This window comes from Arthrobacter sp. 05N33_2 (assembly GCF_056397425.1).
The window spans coordinates 84,695-104,835 of sequence record NZ_JBFTNJ010000001.1 but is presented as its reverse complement, the minus strand read 5'-3'; the positions used below and the strand labels follow the sequence as shown (position 1 = coordinate 104,835).

General features: G+C 68.4%; 19 protein-coding genes. 10 read left to right on the top strand and 9 right to left on the bottom strand.

Annotated elements, in window-relative coordinates:
- Positions 1 to 74: 74 nt before the first annotated feature.
- Positions 75 to 1,058, top strand: a complete 984-nt coding sequence (locus tag AC1DHX_RS00470) for a spermidine synthase (protein ID WP_476859463.1) — start codon at positions 75 to 77, stop codon at positions 1,056 to 1,058.
- A 42-nt stretch (positions 1,059 to 1,100) separates the two neighbouring features.
- Here the strand turns inward: AC1DHX_RS00470 and AC1DHX_RS00465 are convergent, their stop codons facing one another.
- Positions 1,101 to 2,018: a LysR family transcriptional regulator gene (locus AC1DHX_RS00465; protein WP_028277129.1), complete on the bottom strand. Its 918-nt coding sequence runs from the start codon at positions 2,016 to 2,018 to the stop codon at positions 1,101 to 1,103.
- A 131-nt stretch (positions 2,019 to 2,149) separates the two neighbouring features.
- On the opposite strand from AC1DHX_RS00465, the gene AC1DHX_RS00460 reads away from it, so the two are divergent.
- Together AC1DHX_RS00460 and AC1DHX_RS00455 are read left to right on the top strand one after the other, a co-directional pair.
- Positions 2,150 to 3,532: an MFS transporter gene (locus AC1DHX_RS00460; RefSeq protein ID WP_476859462.1), complete on the top strand. Its 1,383-nt coding sequence runs from the start codon at positions 2,150 to 2,152 to the stop codon at positions 3,530 to 3,532.
- Between the two features lie 78 nt (positions 3,533 to 3,610).
- Positions 3,611 to 4,360 (top strand): 3-hydroxybutyrate dehydrogenase, encoded by a 750-nt coding sequence (locus tag AC1DHX_RS00455; protein ID WP_223914617.1) that lies wholly within the window; start codon positions 3,611 to 3,613, stop codon positions 4,358 to 4,360.
- A 112-nt stretch (positions 4,361 to 4,472) separates the two neighbouring features.
- On the opposite strand, the gene AC1DHX_RS00450 is transcribed toward AC1DHX_RS00455, so the two are convergent.
- Positions 4,473 to 5,108 carry a LysE family translocator gene (locus AC1DHX_RS00450; RefSeq protein ID WP_230007224.1) on the bottom strand — a complete coding sequence of 212 codons (636 nt, stop codon included), beginning with the start codon at positions 5,106 to 5,108 and terminating at the stop codon, positions 4,473 to 4,475.
- Positions 5,109 to 5,172: 64 nt separating this feature from the next.
- Positions 5,173 to 6,669 carry an amino acid permease gene (locus AC1DHX_RS00445; protein WP_230007225.1) on the bottom strand — a complete coding sequence of 499 codons (1,497 nt, stop codon included), beginning with the start codon at positions 6,667 to 6,669 and terminating at the stop codon, positions 5,173 to 5,175.
- 267 nt (positions 6,670 to 6,936) lie between these two features.
- On the opposite strand from AC1DHX_RS00445, the gene AC1DHX_RS00440 reads away from it, so the two are divergent.
- Entirely contained in the window at positions 6,937 to 7,908 is a 972-nt protein-coding gene (locus tag AC1DHX_RS00440; RefSeq protein ID WP_476859461.1) for an NAD(P)-dependent alcohol dehydrogenase, read from the top strand.
- Positions 7,909 to 7,953: 45 nt separating this feature from the next.
- On the opposite strand, the gene AC1DHX_RS00435 is transcribed toward AC1DHX_RS00440, so the two are convergent.
- Positions 7,954 to 8,394 carry a protein-tyrosine phosphatase family protein gene (locus AC1DHX_RS00435; protein WP_230007227.1) on the bottom strand — a complete coding sequence of 147 codons (441 nt, stop codon included), beginning with the start codon at positions 8,392 to 8,394 and terminating at the stop codon, positions 7,954 to 7,956.
- 57 nt (positions 8,395 to 8,451) lie between these two features.
- Positions 8,452 to 9,369 carry an SDR family oxidoreductase gene (locus AC1DHX_RS00430; RefSeq protein WP_476859460.1) on the bottom strand — a complete coding sequence of 306 codons (918 nt, stop codon included), beginning with the start codon at positions 9,367 to 9,369 and terminating at the stop codon, positions 8,452 to 8,454.
- Between the two features lie 272 nt (positions 9,370 to 9,641).
- Between AC1DHX_RS00430 and AC1DHX_RS00425 the strand changes: the two genes are divergently transcribed.
- The 4 genes from AC1DHX_RS00425 (at position 9,642) to AC1DHX_RS00410 (ending at position 14,513) form a co-directional block, all read left to right on the top strand.
- Positions 9,642 to 10,562, top strand: a complete 921-nt coding sequence (locus tag AC1DHX_RS00425; RefSeq protein ID WP_476859459.1) for an IclR family transcriptional regulator — start codon at positions 9,642 to 9,644, stop codon at positions 10,560 to 10,562.
- A 262-nt stretch (positions 10,563 to 10,824) separates the two neighbouring features.
- Positions 10,825 to 12,522 (top strand): urocanate hydratase, encoded by a 1,698-nt coding sequence (gene hutU, locus AC1DHX_RS00420; RefSeq protein WP_223914611.1) that lies wholly within the window; start codon positions 10,825 to 10,827, stop codon positions 12,520 to 12,522.
- A 9-nt stretch (positions 12,523 to 12,531) separates the two neighbouring features.
- A complete protein-coding gene (hutH, locus tag AC1DHX_RS00415; protein WP_476859458.1) occupies positions 12,532 to 14,124 on the top strand; it encodes a histidine ammonia-lyase in 1,593 nt (530 codons plus the stop codon).
- Positions 14,125 to 14,276: 152 nt separating this feature from the next.
- Positions 14,277 to 14,513, top strand: a complete 237-nt coding sequence (locus AC1DHX_RS00410) for a hypothetical protein (protein WP_018774814.1) — start codon at positions 14,277 to 14,279, stop codon at positions 14,511 to 14,513.
- A gap of 86 nt (positions 14,514 to 14,599) precedes the next feature.
- Here the strand turns inward: AC1DHX_RS00410 and AC1DHX_RS00405 are convergent, their stop codons facing one another.
- Positions 14,600 to 15,124: a cupin domain-containing protein gene (locus tag AC1DHX_RS00405; RefSeq protein WP_476856175.1), complete on the bottom strand. Its 525-nt coding sequence runs from the start codon at positions 15,122 to 15,124 to the stop codon at positions 14,600 to 14,602.
- Positions 15,125 to 15,194: 70 nt separating this feature from the next.
- On the opposite strand from AC1DHX_RS00405, the gene AC1DHX_RS00400 reads away from it, so the two are divergent.
- Complete coding sequence (locus AC1DHX_RS00400) at positions 15,195 to 15,815, top strand: TetR/AcrR family transcriptional regulator (RefSeq protein ID WP_476856176.1); 621 nt, start codon at positions 15,195 to 15,197, stop codon at positions 15,813 to 15,815.
- Here the strand turns inward: AC1DHX_RS00400 and hutG are convergent.
- The gene (hutG, locus tag AC1DHX_RS00395; RefSeq protein ID WP_476849831.1) at positions 15,796 to 16,755 is read right to left on the bottom strand and encodes a formimidoylglutamase; all 960 of its coding nucleotides are present in this window, start codon (positions 16,753 to 16,755) and stop codon (positions 15,796 to 15,798) included. The two genes, AC1DHX_RS00400 and hutG, sit on opposite strands and share 20 nt — an antisense overlap.
- Positions 16,756 to 16,915: 160 nt before the next feature.
- Positions 16,916 to 18,358: an NCS2 family permease gene (locus AC1DHX_RS00390; RefSeq protein ID WP_223915341.1), complete on the bottom strand. Its 1,443-nt coding sequence runs from the start codon at positions 18,356 to 18,358 to the stop codon at positions 16,916 to 16,918.
- Positions 18,359 to 18,479: 121 nt separating this feature from the next.
- On the opposite strand from AC1DHX_RS00390, the gene AC1DHX_RS00385 reads away from it, so the two are divergent.
- Positions 18,480 to 19,073 carry a copper resistance CopC family protein gene (locus AC1DHX_RS00385; RefSeq protein ID WP_476859457.1) on the top strand — a complete coding sequence of 198 codons (594 nt, stop codon included), beginning with the start codon at positions 18,480 to 18,482 and terminating at the stop codon, positions 19,071 to 19,073.
- Between the two features lie 40 nt (positions 19,074 to 19,113).
- On the opposite strand, the gene AC1DHX_RS00380 is transcribed toward AC1DHX_RS00385, so the two are convergent.
- Positions 19,114 to 19,743, bottom strand: coding sequence for an FAD-binding protein (locus tag AC1DHX_RS00380; protein ID WP_476859581.1), 630 nt, complete (start codon positions 19,741 to 19,743; stop codon positions 19,114 to 19,116).
- Positions 19,744 to 20,141 lie beyond the last annotated feature (398 nt).

Below are 20,141 nucleotides of genomic sequence, written 5' to 3'. Positions count from 1 at the left end.
TGGCCGCCTCCGGGGCCGCGCCCGGGGCCGCCGGTGAACTAGGGTTGAAACATGCACAATGCGGGGGATAGCTGATGGCCAAGCGGGGCAAAGGGCGGGGCGCCCAAACCGCCGGGCCGGGAGTGGTGGAAGTGCCCAAGGGTTCCCGCCCGGCCGGTCCTTTGGCCGGGGTGTACTACATCGATACCGGGGACTGCGAGCTGATCCCGGACCAGGACAATTCCACCGGCTGGCTCCTGCGCATCAACGGCGTCATGAGCTCGCACATTGACCTCGCGGACCCGTTGTTCCTCGACTTCGAGTACATGCGCTGGATGGCAGCCCTGGTGGAGTCGCGCTGGCCGCGGGAGCCTGGGCCCAAGCTGCGCGCCCTGCACCTTGGCGGGGGAGCATGCTCACTGGCGCGCTATTTCCACGCCGCGTACCCGGACGCCCGCCAGGTGGTGGTGGAGCTGGACGGCAAGCTGGCCGACTACGTCCGGGGCTGGTTCGACCTGCCCAAGGCGCCGTTGCTGCGCCTGCGCGTGGGAGAGGCCCGCGAGGTCACCGAGAGCCTGACCCCGCAGACCCGGGACCTGATCATCCGCGACGTCTTCGCCGGCTCGCTGACCCCGCGGCCGCTGACCACCCGGGAATTCATCGAGCACGCCAAGCGCGTCCTGGCCCCCGGCGGGATATATGTGGTCAACTCCGGCGACGCCCCGGACCTCAAGAATGCCCGCGAGGACGCCGCCACCATCGCCGACGCCTTTGCCCACACCGTGATCATCGCGGATCCGGCCATGCTGAAGGGCCGGCGCTACGGCAACATGGTCATGGCCGGCAGCGATGTCCCGTTCGACGACGACCCCGGCCTCGCGCGGCGCCTGCTCGGCGGTGCGGTGCCGGCCCACATCTGGAACGACGAAAAGGTGCGGGCGTTCGCGGCCGGCGCCGCCGTCCGGCATGACCCGAAGTCGCCCGTTCTCGCTGAGCCGGCCGCGGAACCGCCCGTTCTCGCTCAGCCGCCCGCCGAGCCCCCGGCTGGGCCCCGCGCAGGGACGCCGACTGCTCCGTAGCAGCCCTTTTGCGGCACCATATTTGCGGCACTATAGAGGCGGCTACGGAGCAATCGATGGGGCTGCTCCGCGGCCCAGCAGGGCATCGCGGTGCGCCGCGGTCTGCTCCCGCAGCGCCTGCACGAGCGCGGCCACCGCCGGCCGGCGCATCGAATCGGGCCGGAGCACCATCCAGTAGGGCAGCAGCTCCGCGAATTCCTCCGGCAGGAGCCGGACCAGGTCCGGATGCAGGTCGGCCGCGAAACAGGGCAGGAACCCAATCCCGGCGCCGGCCCGGGTGGCCTCCACGTGGACGAAGACGTTGGTGGAGCTCAGCCCGTCCCGCATGGTGGGCACCAGCCGCCGCGGGGCGTCCAGATCGTCCACCTGCAGCATCGAATCGACGAAGTAGACCAGCGAGTGGGCCGTCAGTTCCTCCACGGTGGCCGGGGTGCCGTACTCGGCGAGGTAGCCGCGGGAGGCGTACATTCCCAGCATGTACTCGCCGAGCCGCGCGGCCTCTGCCCGGTGCACCTGCGGCTCGCCGACCACCACCTCGATGTCCAGGCCGGACCGCTGCTGGAGCGCCCGGCGCGTCACGGTGATGATCTCGACGCTGAGGCCGGGATGGTCGCGGCGGAGCCGGGCCACGGCCGGGGCGGCGATGTAGGCGCTGAATCCATCCGTCGCGGTCATCCGTACGACGCCGGTGATGGGGTCCGGGGTGTGCCCGGGCTGCTCCAGGGTGCGCACGGCGCTCTCGACCTGCTCGGCCACCCGAACGGCCTCGGCACCGAGCTCGGTGAGCTCCCAGCCTCCCGAGGCGCGGGAGAGCACGCGGCCACCCAGCGCCTTCTCCAGCGCCGCGATCCGGCGGGAAACGGTGGTGTGGTTCAGTCCGAGCGTCTGTGCCGCCGTCGTGAATTTCGCCGAACGGGAGACTGCGAGCAGGACCAGCAGGTCATCGGGATTGGCGTTCATATCTGCAATTCTGCACATAGCGGGTGCTGGTTTGGCCATTGAATCGCCGTGGATGTGCGGTAATACTCAATGAAGCCATTTCAGTGCTGTGCGTCACAGCGCGTGTCACCGTGGACACTAAGGAGAATCAGATGAGCGTAAACGAACGCTCTGCAACAACCGCCGCAGCACCCGCATCCAAGGGTTCCGGGCTCAAGAAAATCGTCGCCGCATCGATGGTGGGAACCGTCGTCGAGTGGTACGAATTCTTCCTCTACGCCACCGCCGCCACCCTGGTGTTCGGCAAGTACTTCTTCCCCGCCACGGGCAACGAACTGGACGGCATCATCCAGGCGTTCCTGACCTACGCCGTCGGTTTCGTGGCCCGCCCCCTGGGCGGCATTGTCTTCGGCCAGATCGGCGACAAGCTCGGCCGCAAGCCCACCCTGCAGCTCACCATCATCATCATCGGTGTCTCCACCTTCCTGATGGGCTGCCTCCCGGGCTTCGCCACCCTCGGCTACCTGGCGCCGGCGCTGCTGGTCCTCCTGCGCTTCATCCAGGGCTTCGCCCTCGGCGGCGAATGGGGCGGCGCAGTCCTGCTCGTCGCCGAGCACAGCCCCAACAAGTCCCGTGGCTTCTGGTCCAGCTGGCCCCAGGCCGCCGTTCCCGTCGGCAACCTGCTGGCCACCCTGGTCCTGTTCATCATGTCCAACGTGCTCAGCTCCGCCGACTTCCTCAGCTGGGGCTGGCGGGTGGCATTCTGGCTTTCCGCCGTGATCGTGTTCGTCGGTTACTACATCCGCACCCACGTCTCCGAATCGCCCATCTTCCTCGAGGCCAAGGCCCAGCTGGAAGAGGATCAGTCCGCCAGCTACGGCGTCCGCGAAGTCATCCGCAAATACCCCAAGGGCATCCTGCAGGCCATGGGGCTCCGGTTCGCGGAAAACATCATGTACTACCTCGTGGTCAGCTTCGCGATCGTCTACCTGAAGTCCGTGCACAAGTACGACACCTCCTCGCTGCTGCTGGCCCTGCTGATCGCCCACGTCGTCCACTTCCTGGTCATCCCGCAGGTCGGGCGCCTCGTGGACAGCTGGGGCCGGAAGCCGGTTTACCTCATCGGTGCCGTCACCGGTGCCACCTGGCCGTTCTTCGCCTTCCCGATGTTCGATACCCGCAACCCGGTGATCATCGTCCTGGCCGTCACGATCGGCCTGTGCCTGCACGCCTTCATGTATGCCGGCCAGCCGGCCCTCATGTCGGAGCTGTTCCCGACCCGGATGCGCTACGCCGGGGTCTCCCTTGGCTCGCAGGTCACCTCGATCTTCGCCGGTTCGCTGGCGCCGCTCCTGGCCACCCAGTGGCTCAAGGACACCGGCTCCTGGCTGCCCACCGCGATCTACCTGCTGGTCGCCTGCGTCATCACCACCGTCGCAGTGCTGAGCCTGAAGGAAACCAAGGGCATCGCGTTGGAGGACGTGGACCGGGCCGACGCCGAACGCGAAGGCCTGCCCGTAGCAGCCACCCGCTGAGCTGCTTGAGTTTTGGGCCGGCTCCAGCCACGCTGGAGCCGGCCGCCTCATCGAATTTTTGACACGGAAGGCTGAGTTATGGAAAACACGCTGAACGGACGCAAGGCCCTGGTCACCGGCGGCGCCGGCGGGATCGGCGCGGCGAGCGTCCGGGCCCTGGCGGCACGCGGGGCCAAAGTGGTGATCGCGGATAGGGACGAGGCCGCCGCCGCCGCGCTCGCCGACGAAATCGGCGGCACCGCGTGGGCCGTCAACCTGCTCGACGTCGAATCCCTCCAGACGCTCAGCCTGGACTGCGACATCCTGGTGAACAACGCCGGAATCCAGCGCATCAGCCCCATCGAGGAGTTCGATCCGGCCGACTTCCGCCGCATCATCACCCTCATGCTGGAGGCCCCGTTCCTGCTGATCCGGGCCGCGTTGCCGCACATGTACGCCAACAACTTCGGCCGCATCATCAACCTGTCCTCCGTGCACGGGCTCCGGGCCTCGCCGTTCAAGAGCGCCTACGTCTCGGCCAAGCACGGGCTCGAGGGCCTGAGCAAGGTGACGGCCCTCGAAGGTGGGGCGCACGGCGTCACCTCCAACTGCATCAACCCCGGCTACGTCCGCACGCCCCTGGTTGAATCGCAGATCGCGGACCAGGCCAAGGTGCACGGCATCCCGGAGTCCGAGGTGCTCGCCAAGATCATGCTGACCGAATCAGCGGTCAAGCGGCTCGTGGAGCCCGAGGAAGTGGCGTCCCTGGTGGCGTGGCTGGCATCCGACGACGCCGGCATGGTCACCGGCGCCAGCTACACGATGGACGGCGGCTGGTCCGCGCGGTAGCCCGTCGCCGCTCAAACCAACGCGGGGTCAGCTACGGCCCATTCAGAGGGCATTAATGGGCGCTAATTGACCCCGCGTTGTGCTGCTGGAGTTGAGCGGCTGGAGCAGCGCGCTAGTCCTTGGTGCCTGTCAGGGCCAGCGTGCCGCCCAGCCCGATCATCATCACGCCGCCGGTGGTGCTGAGAGCGGCGATCCGCCGGGGGGAGCGGGCAAACCAGTGCCGGGCCGTCCCGGCCGCGAGGGACCACGTGCTGTCCGAGACCAGGGCAATGAGCAGGAAGACCGCACCCAAGGTGGCGAGCTGCACGGGAATCGCTCCGGCCGAGTAGTCCACGAACTGGGGAAGCACGGCCACGAAGAACACAATCGACTTGGGGTTGGTCGCGCCGACGATGAAGCCCTCCCGGAGCACGCGGGCGGTCGAGGCCGGGTTCGAGGTCGACGCCGTCGCCGCTCCGCCGCCGCGGTGCCGGATCGCCTGGATCCCGAGGTAGACCAGATAGGCGGCGCCGGCGAATTTCACCACGCTGAACAGCAGCAGGGACTGCGCCAGCACCACGCCGACGCCCAGGGCCACGGCGGCGATCTGCACCACCTCTCCGGCCGCGTTTCCCAAAACGCTCAACAGGCCGCCCCTGCGTCCCAGGGCCAACGTCCGTCCGATCACAAACAGCACGCTAGGCCCCGGGATGGCGATGAGCACCAGGGCGGCAAGGGCAAAGGCCAAGAGGTTGGTGGCGGGGACCATGCCTGATCCTAACCCCGTGAGGGCCCGCCCGGGAGCGTCTTAATCCCTTGGGAGCGAGGCACCATCACCGCCCGGCGGGAACCTGCGGGAGCTGGGCGGTTTCGTCGACCAGTTCCGCCCGCGCCCTGCCGTGGCCGCGGACCCAGAGGCGGTAAGCGAGCACCAGGACGCCCAGCCAGGCGGCGCCCACGTACAGCGCCACCCGGGTGTCCTCGAAGGCGCCCAGAATCACGATCACCAGGGCCATGAACGCGATCGTCAGTATGGAGGCGGCGGGCCACCACGGCGACGGGAACTCCGACGCCGGCAGGCACTTGCGGGCGATCTCGCGTTTCATGGCGACATGGGAGGCCAGGATCATGGCCCAGACCCAGACGGTCGCGAAGGTGGCGATCGAGGCGATCAGCAGGAAGACGTCTTCCGGGATCACGGCGTTCAGCACCACCCCCACCAGCAGGATGCCGGTCATCATTACCACGGTCATCCACGGCACCCCGTGACGGGAAACCTTGCCGAAGCTCGCCGGTGCGTGGCCCTGCCGGGCCAAGCCGAAGAGGATCCGGCCGGCGCCGAAGATGTCGCTGTTGACTGCCGAGAGCGCCGCCGTGATCACCACGGCGTTGAGGATGTGGGGTGCGGCGGGGATGCCCAGGCCGCTGAAGATCTGCACGAAAGGGCTGCCGTTGCTGCCAATTTCGTCCCACGGAAACAGGCTCATCAGCACGCCGAGGGTCAGCACATAGAACAGCAGGACCCGGACGGGCACGGTGTTGACGGCCTTGGGGATGACCTTTTTCGGATCGGCGGCCTCACCGGCGGTGATGCCGAGGGTCTCCACGCCGCCAAACGCGAACATCACCACGGCGAAGGAGGCAAGGAGTCCTTCGAATCCGTTCGGGAACAGGCCTCCGTGGTCCACGAGGTTGCCGAGCCCTGGTGCCACGGTGGCGCCGCCGGCCTGGAAACCGAAGACGATGATCGCCGCCCCGCCCGCGATCATGGCGATGATGGCCGCCACCTTGATCAGGGAGAACCAGAATTCCAGCTCGCCGAACACCTTGACGCTGAGCAGGTTCAGGGCAGCCAGGAAGAAGATGATGGCCAGAATCCAGACCCAGCGCTCCACGCCGGGGAACCAGAATCCCATGTAGATGCTGAACGCCGTGACATCCGCGATGGCCACGATCGCCATCTCAAAGACGTAAGTCCAACCGGTCACAAACCCGGCCAGCGGTCCCAAGTAGCGGCTCGCGTACTGGCCGAAGGACCCGGACACCGGATGCCGCACCGCCATCTCGCCGAGGGCGCGCATCACCATGAAGACCGCGGCGCCGCCGATCATGTAGGCCAACAAGACGGCGGGCCCGGCCTTCTGGATGGCGGAGGCGGAGCCGTAGAACAGCCCCGTGCCGATCGCCGAGCCCAGCGCCATGAAGCGGATGTGGCGGACGTTGAGTCCCCGGCTGAGTACGGAGTCGACGGCTGCGCCGACGGCGGTGGCAGCGCTGCCGGTGCCGGCCTCGGCAGGAGCCGCCTTCGTAGCGGTTTGGGCTTGTTGCATGCGAATACCTTCTCGTCATTGGGAGGGGGATCGCCATCCAGCAGACCATGTCCGGCCTTGCTGTGAGGAGTCTCACGGGAACTTCGTGTCTTTGATTTCAGACTGTGCGGCGCCCCCGCGCGCGGAGCCGGCCGCCGCCGCCGTCGAACCCCAACCGGCGGGGGAGCGGCGAAAGAGCTTGACAACATGTCAGGATTTCTTCACATTCAAGGTGTCGCCCGGCGCCTGCGGTTACGGAATGGCGAGCTGACCCAGAGGAGAAGCACCATGAAAGCGATCGTCCAGGATGTTTACGGTTCCGTTGAGGTGCTGGAACTGCGCGACGTCGAGGCCCCGGTGCCCGGCGACGACGACGTGCTGATCCGGGTCCGGGCCGCCGGCGTCGACCAGGGCGTCTGGCACCTCATGACGGGCCTTCCGTACCTGACCCGTGTGGTCGGCTACGGGCTCAGGAAACCGAAGACCCGGATCCGGGGCCGGGCCGTGGCCGGCCGGGTGGAGGCTGTCGGCCGGAATATCGTCGGCTTCCGGACCGGGGATGAGGTGTACGGCACCTGCGAGGGATCCTTCGCCGAATACGCGTGCGCAAAAGAAGGCCGGCTCGCGCTGAAGCCGAAAAACCTCAGCTTCGAACAGGCCGCCGCCGTCCCGATCTCGGCCGTCACGGCCCTGCAGGCGCTCCGGAACGCCGGCAGGATCCAGGCCGGGCAGGAGGTTCTCGTCATCGGCGCGGCCGGCGGTGTCGGGGCGTACGCGGTGCAGCTCGCCAAGGCGTTCGGCGCGCAGGTGACGGGGGTGTGCAGCACCGCGAAAACCGATCTGGTCCGCTCGATCGGCGCGGACCACGTCATCGACTACACACATGACGATTTCGCAGACGGATCCCGGCAATTCGACCTCATTGTGGACACCGCCGGCAACCGCCCGCTCACCGTCCTGCGGCGGGCGCTCAAGCCTAAGGGCACGCTCGCGATCGTCGGCGGGGAAGGCGGAGGGCGGCTGACGGGCGGATTTCAACGCTCACTCGGCGCCGGGCTGCTCTCCGTGTTTGTCGGCCAGCGGCTCAGAGGCGTCATGGCTGCAGAGCGGGCGGAGGACCTCCGGTTCCTGACCGGGCTCATCGAGGCGGGCGCGGTGACCCCGGTCATCGGCAAGAGCTACGCCCTGGCGGACGCGCCGGCGGCAATCCGGGACCTGCGTGATGGGCACCTCCGCGGGCAGGCCGTCGTCATCATTTGAGCCCGCTTGCCGGTTGGCCGGCGTCACGGTTTTGGGCGGAGCCGCCTAGGGCGTTCCGGTCCGGAAGCGGGTCACGTACTGCCGCTGCCAGGGAGTTTCCACTGTCCGGCGCCGGTACTGGCGGCGGACGTAGGACACTGCCTGGCCGGGCGGGACTCCGTCCAGGATCGCGATGCAGGCCAGTGCGGTGCCGGTCCTGCCGATCCCGCGCCAGCAGGCCACTTCAACCCGTTCGGTCTCGGCCCGGCGCCAGGCCTCCCGGAACGCCTCGAGGGCATCCGGCTGGTCGACCGGCAGCCGAAGGTCGGGCCAGGGCACCCATCGGGACTCCCACCCCACGGGCGGCGGCTGCTTGCCCAGCAGGTACACGCCGAACTCGGGAAACGGCCCGGCCGGAAGCGGATAGTGCAGGCCGCGCCCACGAATGAGCCGGCCGGACGGAAGAGCCATGATGCCGTCCGCGGAAGTTTCCCACGTGTGCTTCATGAACCCGATCGTAGTCTTTCCCGCCGCCGGTTGTCCGTGACACGGAACGGCCGGATGTCAGCGGTATCCGGAGGCGTCGGCGTCGAGTCCTGCTTCCTGGACCTCAACGAGGTACCTCCAGCAGTCCGGCTGCGAGCCGTCGGTGTCGGTGAAGCCGTACTCGCGGGCCAGCGCGCCGGACGAATACGAGCCGCCCGTGCGGCTGAGCACGTGGGGGTCCGCCGCCAGGGCCGCGACCGCACGCCCGACGAACAGCGGGCTTTCCGAGATCGCGGCAAAGTGCGGCTGCGTCCCGGCGGCCTCCCGCCAGTTTGCCTCGGTGACGCCAAAGTGTTCGAGCATCATCTCCGAACGCATCCAGCCGGGCGTCAGCGCCACCGCCGCGCAGCCGGAGGATCTCAGCTCCTCCGCCTGGCTGAACGCCAGGCGGAGCACCGCGGTCTTGACGAGGTCGTAAAAGACGGAGACCCGGTAGTGCTGTGCGTTGTACTCGCGGGTGCCGTCGGTCATCTCCACCACCAGGCCGCCGGGGCGGCGGGTGAGCAGCGGCAGCGCGAAGTGGCTTGTGATGAGGTGGGTGTCCAGACCGAGGTGGAGCATCTGCAGTCCGGCATTCAGATCGTGGGCCCAGAGCGGGGTGTTCCATTCGATGAAGTCCTCGCCGCCCCAGATGTCGTTGACAAGGATGTCCAGCCGGCCCTGCTCGGCGTCGATCCGCTGCACGAGGGCTTCCACCTCCGCAGCCTGGCGGTGATCGACCTCGATGGCGATTCCAGTGCCGCCAGCGGTGCTGACAAGCCCGGACGTTTCCTCGATCGTCTCGGGCCGGTTGCAGTCCGAACGGTGGCGGGAGGTCGTGCGCCCGGTGCAATACACCACCGCTCCTGCCTCGCCGAGGGCGACGGCGGTGCCGCGCCCGGCGCCGCGCGTGGCCCCGGCAACCAGGGCGACCCTGCCCGACAGTGCTGCATCCACGTCTGTGCCTTCCTTCCCTCCGGAACCATCCCGCATGGGGCTCAGCCGGCGATGACTGGTTCCAATGACCGGGCATACCACTGGGAGGCCGGCGCCCACATTCATCGGAACACCGGGGGTCTGGCCGGGCTAGGGGCGGAAGGCCCGCCGCAGGTATCTGGCCCTTGTCCGGCATTCCAGACAGCCGTTCCTGTGGGAGGCTGTCGGTTGACCGTCGCCGGGCGCATGCTTAAGTACGGGATACCGGACACCACCGACCCTGAAGAGGATCCATGCCACCCACCAGTACTGCCGTGAGCCCCGCCGACGCGACTTTGTCGGCTGCGACCGACGCGACTCCGGCGCAGTCCGCCGCGACTTTGTCCGCCGCGCCTGACACGCCCGCGCCCAAGTCCGTCCACCGGGCCGCCGGAACCAAGGCGGCGTCGAAGGTGCCGGCCGCCGAGAACACGCTGCGCATCCTCAAGCTGCTGGCCTCCCGGCGCGGGCCAATGGCGGCGTCGAACATTGCCACCGCGCTGGGACTGCCGCGCTCCAGCGTCTACCATCTGCTCGGGGTGATGGAGGCGAACGGCTTCGTGCTGCACCTGCACGAGGAGCAGCGCTACGGCCTGGGCATCAGCGCATTCGAACTCAGCTCGGCCTACTCCCGGCAGGAGCCGCTGTCCCGGCTGGGCCGGCCAATGCTCGCCTCGCTCGTGGACGTGATCGGCGAAAGCGCGCACCTGGCGGTGCTGCACGGCCGCGACGTGCTCTACATCGTGGAGGAGCGGGCCAAGAACCGGCCGTCCCTGGTGACCGACGTCGGCGTCCGGCTGCCCAGCCATCTCACGGCCAGCGGGCGGGCCATCCTCGCCGCGCTGCCGAAGTCGCAGGTGCGGGCGCTGTACCCGAACGCTGCCGCCTTCACGGCCCGGCACGAAACCGAATCGCCCATCATGAAGTACTCCGCGCTGTCTTCGCATCTGGACCAGGTCCGCCAGCGCGGCTACGCCACCGAACACGGCGAGGTGACGCCCGGATTCGGTTCGATCGCCGCCGCCGTGACCGACCACGTGGGGTGGCCCACCGCCGCCGTCGCCGTGACGTTCCTGGAGGACAAGCTGCCCGCGGATCAGTGGCCGGTCCTGGCCGCCCGGGTCCAGAAGGTCGCCAACGAGCTCTCGGTCCGGATCCACGGCCGCCCCGCCTGACCGGTTGCCCCATCCCACCCCACCCCACCCCCGGTTGCGCTGTCACCTAGGGCTCCCATTCGCCCTTTTTGGCAACCGGAAGTGATAGCGCAACGGGGGAGGGGAAGGGTCTGGAATCCCGGACAGCACCCCTCCGGCAGGCCTGTTTCCGCGGCCGCTAAGGGGCTTTAGTTGATACAGAACCTCATTCCTCCGGATACACCAGGACACCAGTCCGAACAGACATCATCCGGCCACATATCCAGCGACAAAGGAGACCCTCATGGCACCCGCCGATTTCACCACCGGTGCCCGCCCGGTCAAAGCAGCCCGCGGCACCGAGCTCACCGCCAAGAGCTGGCAGACGGAAGCCCCGCTGCGCATGCTCATGAACAACCTCGATCCCGAGGTCGCCGAGCGCCCCGATGACCTGGTGGTCTACGGCGGCACCGGCCGCGCCGTCCGGTCCTGGGCCGCGTTCGACGCCATCACCCGCACCCTGGAAACCATGGAAAAGGACGAGACCCTGCTGGTCCAGTCCGGCAAGCCGGTTGGCGTCTTCCGCACCAACGAATGGGCACCGCGCGTGCTGCTGGCAAACTCCAACCTCGTCGGCGACTGGGCGAACTGGCCCGAGTTCCGCCGGCTCGAGGCCGAGGGCCTGATGATGTACGGCCAGATGACCGCCGGGTCCTGGATCTATATCGGCACCCAGGGCATCCTGCAGGGCACCTTCGAGACCTTCGCCGCGATCGCCCGTAAGCTCACCGGGGACGAGAACGGCACGCTCGCCGGCACCCTGACCCTCACCGGCGGCTGCGGCGGCATGGGCGGCGCCCAGCCGCTCGCCGTCACCCTGAACGACGGCGCCTGCCTGATTGTCGACGTCGACGAGACCCGCCTGCGCCGCCGGGCCGGGAAGCGCTACCTCGACGAGGTCGAAACTGATCTCGACGCCGCGATCGCCAAGGTCCTGAAGGCCAAGGAAGAACGCCGCGGCTGGTCCGTGGGCTACGTCGGCAACGCCGCCGAGGTCTTCCCCGAGATCCTGCGCCGCCACAACGCCGGCGAGCTCACCGTCGACATCGTCACGGACCAGACCTCCGCGCACGACCCCCTGAGCTACCTGCCCGAGGGCATCACGGTGGAGGAATGGCACAGCGAGGCTGCGGCAGATCCCGAGGGCTTCACCAAGAAGGCCCAGGCCTCGATGGCCAAGCACGTCCAGGCGATGGTCGAGTTCCAGGACGCCGGCGCCGAGGTCTTCGACTACGGCAACTCCATCCGCGACGAGGCCCGCAAGGGCGGCTACAACCGCGCCTTCGAATTCCCCGGCTTCGTCCCGGCCTACATCCGGCCGCTGTTCTGCGAGGGCCTCGGCCCGTTCCGCTGGGTGGCCCTCTCCGGCGACCCCGAGGACATCGCAGTCACGGACAAGGCCATCAAAGAGCTCTTCCCCGAGAACAAGCACCTGCACCGCTGGCTCGATGCCGCCGCCGAACGGGTCGAGTTCGAAGGCCTGCCGGCCCGCATCTGCTGGCTCGGCTATGGCGAACGCGCCAAGGCCGGCCTGCTGTTCAACCAGCTCGTCAAGGAGGGCAAGGTCAAGGCGCCCATCGTGATCGGCCGCGACCACCTCGACTCCGGCTCCGTCGCCTCCCCGTACCGCGAGACCGAGGCCATGGCCGACGGCTCCGACGCGATCGCCGACTGGCCGCTGCTCAACGCCCTTCTCAACACGGCCTCCGGCGCCACCTGGGTTTCCATCCACCACGGCGGCGGGGTCGGCATCGGCCGCTCCATCCACGCCGGCCAGGTCTCCGTCGCCGACGGCACCGACCTCGCCGCGGAAAAGCTCGCGCGCCTCCTGACCAACGATCCCGGCATGGGCGTCATCCGCCACGCCGACGCCGGCTACGACCGCGCCGTCGAAGTCGCCAAGGAACGCGGCGTCCGCATCCCGATGAACGAAACGAAGTAGGACTTCACCATGACTATCACCACGCATTCACCGCTCACCGTCACCCTCGGCTCCAGCGGTGTCACCCCCGAAGACGTCGTCGCCGTCGCCCGCCACGACGCCCACGTCACCATCGCCCAGGACGCCCTGGACGCCGTCGCCAAGGTCCGTGCCCACATCGACGACCTCGCCCACAGCGAGGTCCCGGCCTACGGGATCTCCACCGGCTTCGGGGCGCTGGCCAACCGGCACATCCCCAACGAGCTGCGCACCCAGCTGCAGAAATCCCTGATCCGCAGCCACGCCGCCGGCATGGGCCCGGCCGTGGAACGCGAAGTGGTCCGCGGCATCATGTTCCTGCGCGCCAAAACCCTGGCCTCCGGCCGCACCGGCGTCCGCCCGGTGGTGCTGCAGACCATGGTGGACGTGCTCAACGCCGGCATCACCCCGGTGGTCCGCGAATTCGGCTCCCTTGGCTGCTCGGGCGACCTCGCGCCGCTGTCCCACTGCGCCCTGGTCCTGATGGGCGAAGGCGAGGCGACCGGCCCCGACGGCACACTCTACGGGAGCAAGGATGCCCGCCCGGTCGCTGAGCTCCTCGCCGCGCACGGCATCGAACCCGTCACGCTGGCCGAAAAGGAGGGCCTGGCCCTCGTCAACGGCACCGAGGGCATGCTCGGCATGCTGCTGATGGCCATCGCGGACATCCGCCAGCTGCTTACGACGGCGGACATCACCGCCGCGCTCAGCGTCGAGGCGCTGCTCGGCACCGACCAGGTGTTCCTGCCGGAGCTGCACGCGGCGCTGCGCCCGCACCCGGGCCAGGCCGCCGCCGCGGACAACATGCTCCGTGTGCTGTCCAACTCCCCGATCGTGGCCTCGCACCGGATCAACGACACCAAGGTCCAGGACGCCTACTCGCTGCGCTGCGCACCCCAGGTGGCCGGCGCCGTCCGCGACACCGTGGACCATGCCGCCCTGGTCGCCTCCCGCGAACTGGCCGCCGCGATCGACAACCCGGTGGTCCTGCCCGACGGCCGGGTCAGCTCCAACGGCAACTTCCACGGCGCCCCGGTGGCCTACGTGCTGGACTTCCTGGCGATCGCCGTCGCGGACCTGAGCTCCATCGCCGAGCGCCGGACCGACCGGATGCTGGACCCGGCCCGCTCGCACGGGCTGCCCGCCTTCCTGGCCTCGGACCCCGGCGTCGACTCGGGCCTCATGATCGCCCAGTACACGCAGGCCGGCCTGGTTTCGGACAACAAGCGGCTGGCCGTCCCGGCGTCGGTGGACTCGATCCCGAGCTCCGCGATGCAGGAGGACCACGTCTCCATGGGCTGGCACGCGGCCCGCAAGCTCCGCCGCTCGGTGGAGAACCTGCGCCGGGTCCTGGCGATCGAACTGGTGACCTCGGCCCGGGCGCTGGACATCCGCACCCAGCTCTCCGGCGGCGAACTCACGCCGGGACCTGCGGGCGCGGCCGTGATCGCCGCGCTGCGCGACGTCGTCGACGGTCCGGGCACCGACAGGTTCCTGTCACCGGAGCTCGAAGCGGCGGATGTCCTCGTGGCCTCGGGCAAGGTCCGGGCGGCGGCCGAATCCGCCGTCGGAAATCTCGCCTGAGAAGAAACAAAATGCAGGGCAGCTGAACAATTCCCGGCGCCCCCGAAATCTTTGGCGACACGGACGGCGGGGGCCCGGGAACTGTAGTACAAATGGAGAGTCCACACCAACGACGTTGTGGCAAAGAACACATACAAAGGGGTAGAAGTTCTATGAAAGCACGCGGCACGGTACTGTCCAGGCGCCTTGCATCCGCAGCTACGGTTTCCGACTGGAGCGGCCTTCGGGTCGGCGAACGCGTCGAAATTGTCAAGCACGCACAGGTCATTGCGGCCGGTGAGGTCGAAGAGGTCTCGGTAAGCGGGAATGTGCTCTGGCTGGTCCCCGCGGGGCCGTCCGAAACGCAGCTTTTCCTGCAGTCCGACGGCGTGCAGGTCCGCCGCAGCTAGGCTGAGCGTTTTCACCAGAAAGTCCCCGCCACGGCGGGGACTTTCTGCGTTTCGGGGCCCAGGGCCCAGATGCGGGCGCGGTGCTGTCAGTGCCCAGTGAACGGCGGCGGACCCAGCAGCACGATCCCGCCGTTTTTACGTGCCGACTCCTGGACTCTGCCAAAGTCAACCAGGCCAGGCGCGACGGATTCGCCGGCAGGGTCCCCGGCATCGTTGCCGGGGGAGAGGGGTATGCTCGCGTCCCAGTAAAAGGCCTCGCAGCATCCGGGGGTGTGCAGGCAAAGCATCCGGGCGGAGTCGGAGACCACCATGAAGGCGTGTGGAACGCCCCGCGGGGCCACGGCCAGTCCGCCGGGGCCGATCCGGTGCTCTCTCCCGTCCATATGCACGAGGATCTCGCCGTCCAGGATGTACATGGTTTCATCCGAATCGGGGTGGCTGTGCAGCGGTGTCATTTTCCCGCCGGACATCTGGTCCTCGAACAGCAGGAAGGCCCCGGCGGTCTCTTCCGCCCTGGCCTTCCAGGTGTGGACTCCGCCGCCGAAAAACCATCGGCGCTCGCCCTGGTCTTCCGCGCGGATGATGGCTGCCGGGTTGCTGGCCGTTTCCATAAGATCGCCCCTTCGCCGAGGACTACATGGGACGCGTGTCCCATGACAAGACTCGGGTACCATGAGATCCATGTCAACCCCCTATCAGGACGCCGGCCGGACGGGGCAGAAGCGCCGCACTTTTGAGGCCCTGTTGGCTGCAGCCCGCGAGGCCGTCGCGGACGGGGTCGCCCCCACCGTTGACGGCACCGCGGCAGCGGCCGGGATTGCCCGGAGCACGGCCTACCGCTACTTCCCGAGCCAGCGGGAATTGCTCGCCGCAGCCCACCCGGAAACGGCCCGGCAGTCCCTGCTGCCGGCGGATGCCCCCGAGGATCCAGCGGAGCGGCTCGACGCCGTCGTGCTGGAGTTCACACGGCTGATCCTCTCCACCGAGGCGCAGCAGCGGACCATGCTCAGGCTGTCCCTGGAACGTGACCGCGGAAAGTCGGACTTGCCGCTGCGGCAGGGGCGCGCGATCGCTTGGCTTGAGGAAGCACTCGCGCCGCTCCAGCGGAAGCTGTCCGGACCTGAAATCCGGGCGCTAGCGCTGGCCATCCGCAGTGCCATCGGGATTGAGGCCCTCGTCTGGCTGACGGACATCGGCGGTCTTACGCAGGAACAGGCTGTGGCGTCGATGCGTTGGTCCGCCCAGGCCCTGCTCGCACAGACCCTGACGTCCGGGCCGCCGCCTATCCCAGCAGCGTATTGACCAGCCGGGCCGCCACTTTGGCGGTGCGGCCGTCGATGTCGAACTCCGGGTTCAGCTCGGCGATATCCAGATGCAGGAGCTTCCCGCTCGCGGCCACCTGGCGGCACACGGCGCTGATCACCGGCAGCGGCACACCAAAGGCCGCGGGAGCGCTCACCCCGGGGGCCACGGAGGCCGGCAGCACGTCCAGGTCGATGGTCAGGTACACAGCGTCCACCTGTGCCAGGAAGGCTGCCACAAACGCGTACGCGGCGTCCGCCGAGCAGTCCTCGTCCAGCAGATAGTCCACGCCGAGCTCGTCTGCCGTCCGGAACAGCGTCCGGGTGTTGTTCGGCTCGGAAATCCCGACGACGGCGTAGCGCAGCTCCCGGCCGGCGGCTGCTTCGGCGCGGGCCATCTGGAGGAAGGGCGTGCCGGAGCTGGGCACCGGCTCATCGCGGAGGTCGAAGTGCGCATCGAGATTCAGCACGCCGACGCTCAGGCCCTCGCGCACGGCCGCCGACCCGGCCACGCCGAGATAGCTGGCAAAGGCGGTCTCGTGCCCGCCGCCGAGCACCACGGGAAGCCCGCCGGCGTCGAGCAGACTGGTGATCGCGAGCCCGGCGCGTGCCTGTCCTGCCTCTAGCGCGTCCCCGGCCACGGTGACGTCGCCGGCGTCGTGCACGGCCCGCGTCAGGTGGAACGCGAGCGGGCCGAGCGCGGCCCGGATGGCGGCGGGGGCGGCCGCGGCGCCGGTCCGGCCCTTGTTGCGCCGCACCCCGGCGTCGCTGCCGAAGCCGAGGATGACGGCGGGGCGCGCAGCAGGGACACCCGCCGGAACCGTGCCGGGAGCGTAGGGGGTCACCCCCTGCCACCAGCGCCGGTGCTCGTCGCCGTCGCCGTCGAACCTGCCGGTCCAGGGCTGGGGCGGGACATCAACGGGGAGCGCGGGAGAAACCATGCCCCTAGCTCACCGCAGCCCGGGCCGGAAAACCAGCCGGGCCGCCGTCGGACTGTCCGGAATCCCGGAAACTGAGCTTAACAACGGTTAAGCAGCGCCGGGTGGGCCACGCCCGGGTGGGCGTGGCCCACCCGGCGGCGTGACCGCGGGCGGGGCTGCGTTAGTGGATCCCCAGGACGGCCTCGATCGGGCCGATCGCGAAGAAGAGCAGGAACGCGGACGCCACGGCCCACATGAGCGGGTGCACCTCGCGGGCCCGGCCCTCGAACAGGCGGATCAGCACGAAGCTGATGAAGCCCGCGCCCAGGCCGTTGGCGATCGAGTACGTGAACGGCATGAGGGTGAAGGTCAGGAAGGCCGGGATGGCGATGCCCCAGTCCTGCCAGTCGATCTTGCCCACCTGGGAGACCATCATGAAGCCGACCACCACGAGGGCGGGGGCCACGGCCTCGAACGGCACGAGGTTGATCAGCGGGGTGAAGAACATCGCCACAAGGAACAGCAGGCCGGTGACGACCGAGGCCAGGCCGGTGCGTGCGCCTTCGCCGATGCCGGCACCGGACTCGACGTAGATCTGGTTCGAGGAGACGGAGGCGCCGCCGCCGATGATCGCGCCCAGGGCGTCCACCTGCAGCACGCGGTCGACGTCGGGGATGTTGCCGTCCTTGTCGATGGTGCCGGCCTCGGTGGCCAGGCCAACCATCGTGCCCATGGCATCGAAGAAGATGCTGAGCAGGATCACGAACGCCAGCAGGGTCGCCGCGACGAAGCCGAGGTGTTCAAAGGCGCCGAAGGGGTTGGCCTTGCCGATCAGGGACAGGTCCGGGGCCGCCCACTCGGAGAACTGCGGTGCCACGAGGGACCAGCCCTGCGGGTTGTGGTTCTTGCCGTCAAAGCTGGGCCCGATGTGCAGGATGGATTCCAGGATCACGGACAGGATGGTCGAGGCCACGATGCCGATCAGGATGGCGCCCTTGACCTTGCGGACCACCAGCGCGATGGTCAGGATCAGGCCGAAGACGAACACGAACGTCGGCCAGCCCAGGAGCTTGCCGTCGAAGCCCAGGCCGACCGGGACGGTGGTGCCGGCGACATCGGGGACGCGGCGCACGAAGCCCGCGTTGACGAGACCGATCAGGGCGATGAACAGGCCGATGCCCACCACGATCGCGGTCTTCAGCCCCTCGGGTACGGCCTTGAACACGGCCGTCCGGAAGCCCGTGAGGACCAGGATCAGCATGGTGATGCCCGAGAGCATCACCAGGCCCATCATGTCCGGCCAGGTCAGGCCGGGGTTCGTGGCCACCGTGACGGCGACGAACGCGTTGACGCCGAGCCCGGTGGCCAGGGCGAAGGGATGCTTGGCCCACGCGCCCATGAGGATGGTCAGGATGCCGGCCACGAACGCGGTGACGGCGGCGACGGCGGGGAAGCCCAGCGTGGCGCCCGAGGAGTCCGGCCCGGAGAGGATCAGCGGATTCAGCACCACGATGTAGCTCATGGCGAAGAACGTGGCGAACCCTCCGCGGATCTCGCGCGAGACGTTCGACCCCCGCTCGGATATTTTGAAATACCGGTCGAGTGCCGAGCCCTGCTTGAGCATTAGGTCTTGCATTAGTCCTCCGGGAGTGATGGGTGTTGCATATATCTTATTTGGCGCCCGAGGGCCAACCCTGCGTTTTCGCCTAGTCTGTAAGGAAGCCAACACTAGGAGTAGCCTGCCCATGCGCCGTATCCGCCAGCTTCGCAGTGCCCTGCTGGGCGCCGTCGTCCTTGTGGCCGTCCTGCTGGGAGCAGTGAGCCCGGCGTCGGCGCACGATACCGCGGAGTCCACCAGCCCGGCTGCCGGAGCAACCGTCGCGGCACCGCCGGAGCAGGTCTCGGTCACGTTCAACCACAATCCGCTTGCCCTGGGGTCGCAGATCGTGGTCAATGATGCCACCGGCGCCAACTGGTCGGACGGTCCCGTGGAAATCGTGGACAACGTCGCTGCGCAGAAGCTGAAGTCGGGTGCCCCTAAGGGGCCGTACACCGTGCACTGGCGGGTGGCCAGTTCCGACGGCCACCCGATCGAGGGCAGCTTCACCTTCACAGCGACGGCGGCTGCGGCAGGCACGACGGCGGCTGCCGCAGTCCCCACGATGGGCACCGCCCAGCCGGGGACCACGCCCGCGCCTGCCCCTGCGCCGGCCGGGTCGCAGCAGTTTCCCTGGAGCGTCATGGTCTTCGTCGCCGTCGGGGTCGGCATCCTGGTGGCCCTGGGCCTGATGGCGAAACGCCGCCTCACACCGGACGAGGGCGGCGACACCGAAGGCTGAAACAAGCCAATGCAACTCCGGCAACGCGGCCAAAGCGCTGCTAGGCGGGGGCGGCCAGGGCAAAGCTGCCGGGCAGCAGCGCGGGGATCCCGTTCGGGTGGACCTTGGCCGAGATTGCCTGTCCCACCACTTTGGCCTGGCGCAGGACTTCCTTGGGCGTCGGGGTAATGAGCTCGCCCACCCCCACGAGGTACATACCCAGGGCATGCATCGCCGCCATGAGATTCTGCCCGGCTGCCATGCCAAGTTCCGAGAGCATGCGGCGCAGCTGGCTGTGGGCGCAGCGGGTCAGGACGAGGTGGTCGGCCAGCAGGACGCCGCCCGGGGTCTGGACGGCCCACTTCTCCGTGGGTGAGCCGTCCGTGCCGGCCTCCAGGAGGTCCAGCTGCAGGGCCCGGATGTTGTTCCGCACGTCGAGCTTGTGGCTTGCGGCGTAGTTGCGCAGGTGCCGCAGGATTTCGTTGCGCTCCCTCAGGCTGGCGGCGTCCGCCGCGTCGCAGCGCTGGAGCGAGGAGGTGTTGGCCGGATGGCCGGCACCCAGGAGGTCGAGCCCGTCCACAATGATGGACGCAACGCCCCGGCGCTGGAGCTCGCTGGCCACAGCCAGGCCGGAGAGCCCCGTCCCGATGACTACGGCGGTGGTCCGCTCAATCCCGCCGTACAAAGGCATGCTCGACACTGCAGGGTACCTCCTTGAAATGGTGCGAGTCGCGGGGGAAACCCCGGACGCCAACCCGTGCCTGGTTCCACAGCCCCAGCGGCTGCTTTCTGGAACACCAGTCTCGGTTCAGCAATGCCTCGAAGGATACCTAAGATTCCCGCCCGTGGATAGGGGAGGTAGGACATTGGCTGTGGTGCCGGATTCCGGCGGTTTCCGCGCTCCCGCTCCAGCGGAAGCCGTCTCAAAAGCCTGAATTTCCGGGTCAGGAAACGGCGTGTTAATTCTGCGTAAATCCTTCCGCCGCGGGCGGCCGGGGGCGCCTTGCCGCCGTCTTGAATGTTCGCAATTAACCGAGAATAGTGAGGAAAATCAGGGGTTCCTGCACGCAGATTCCGGGTCGCCTCGCC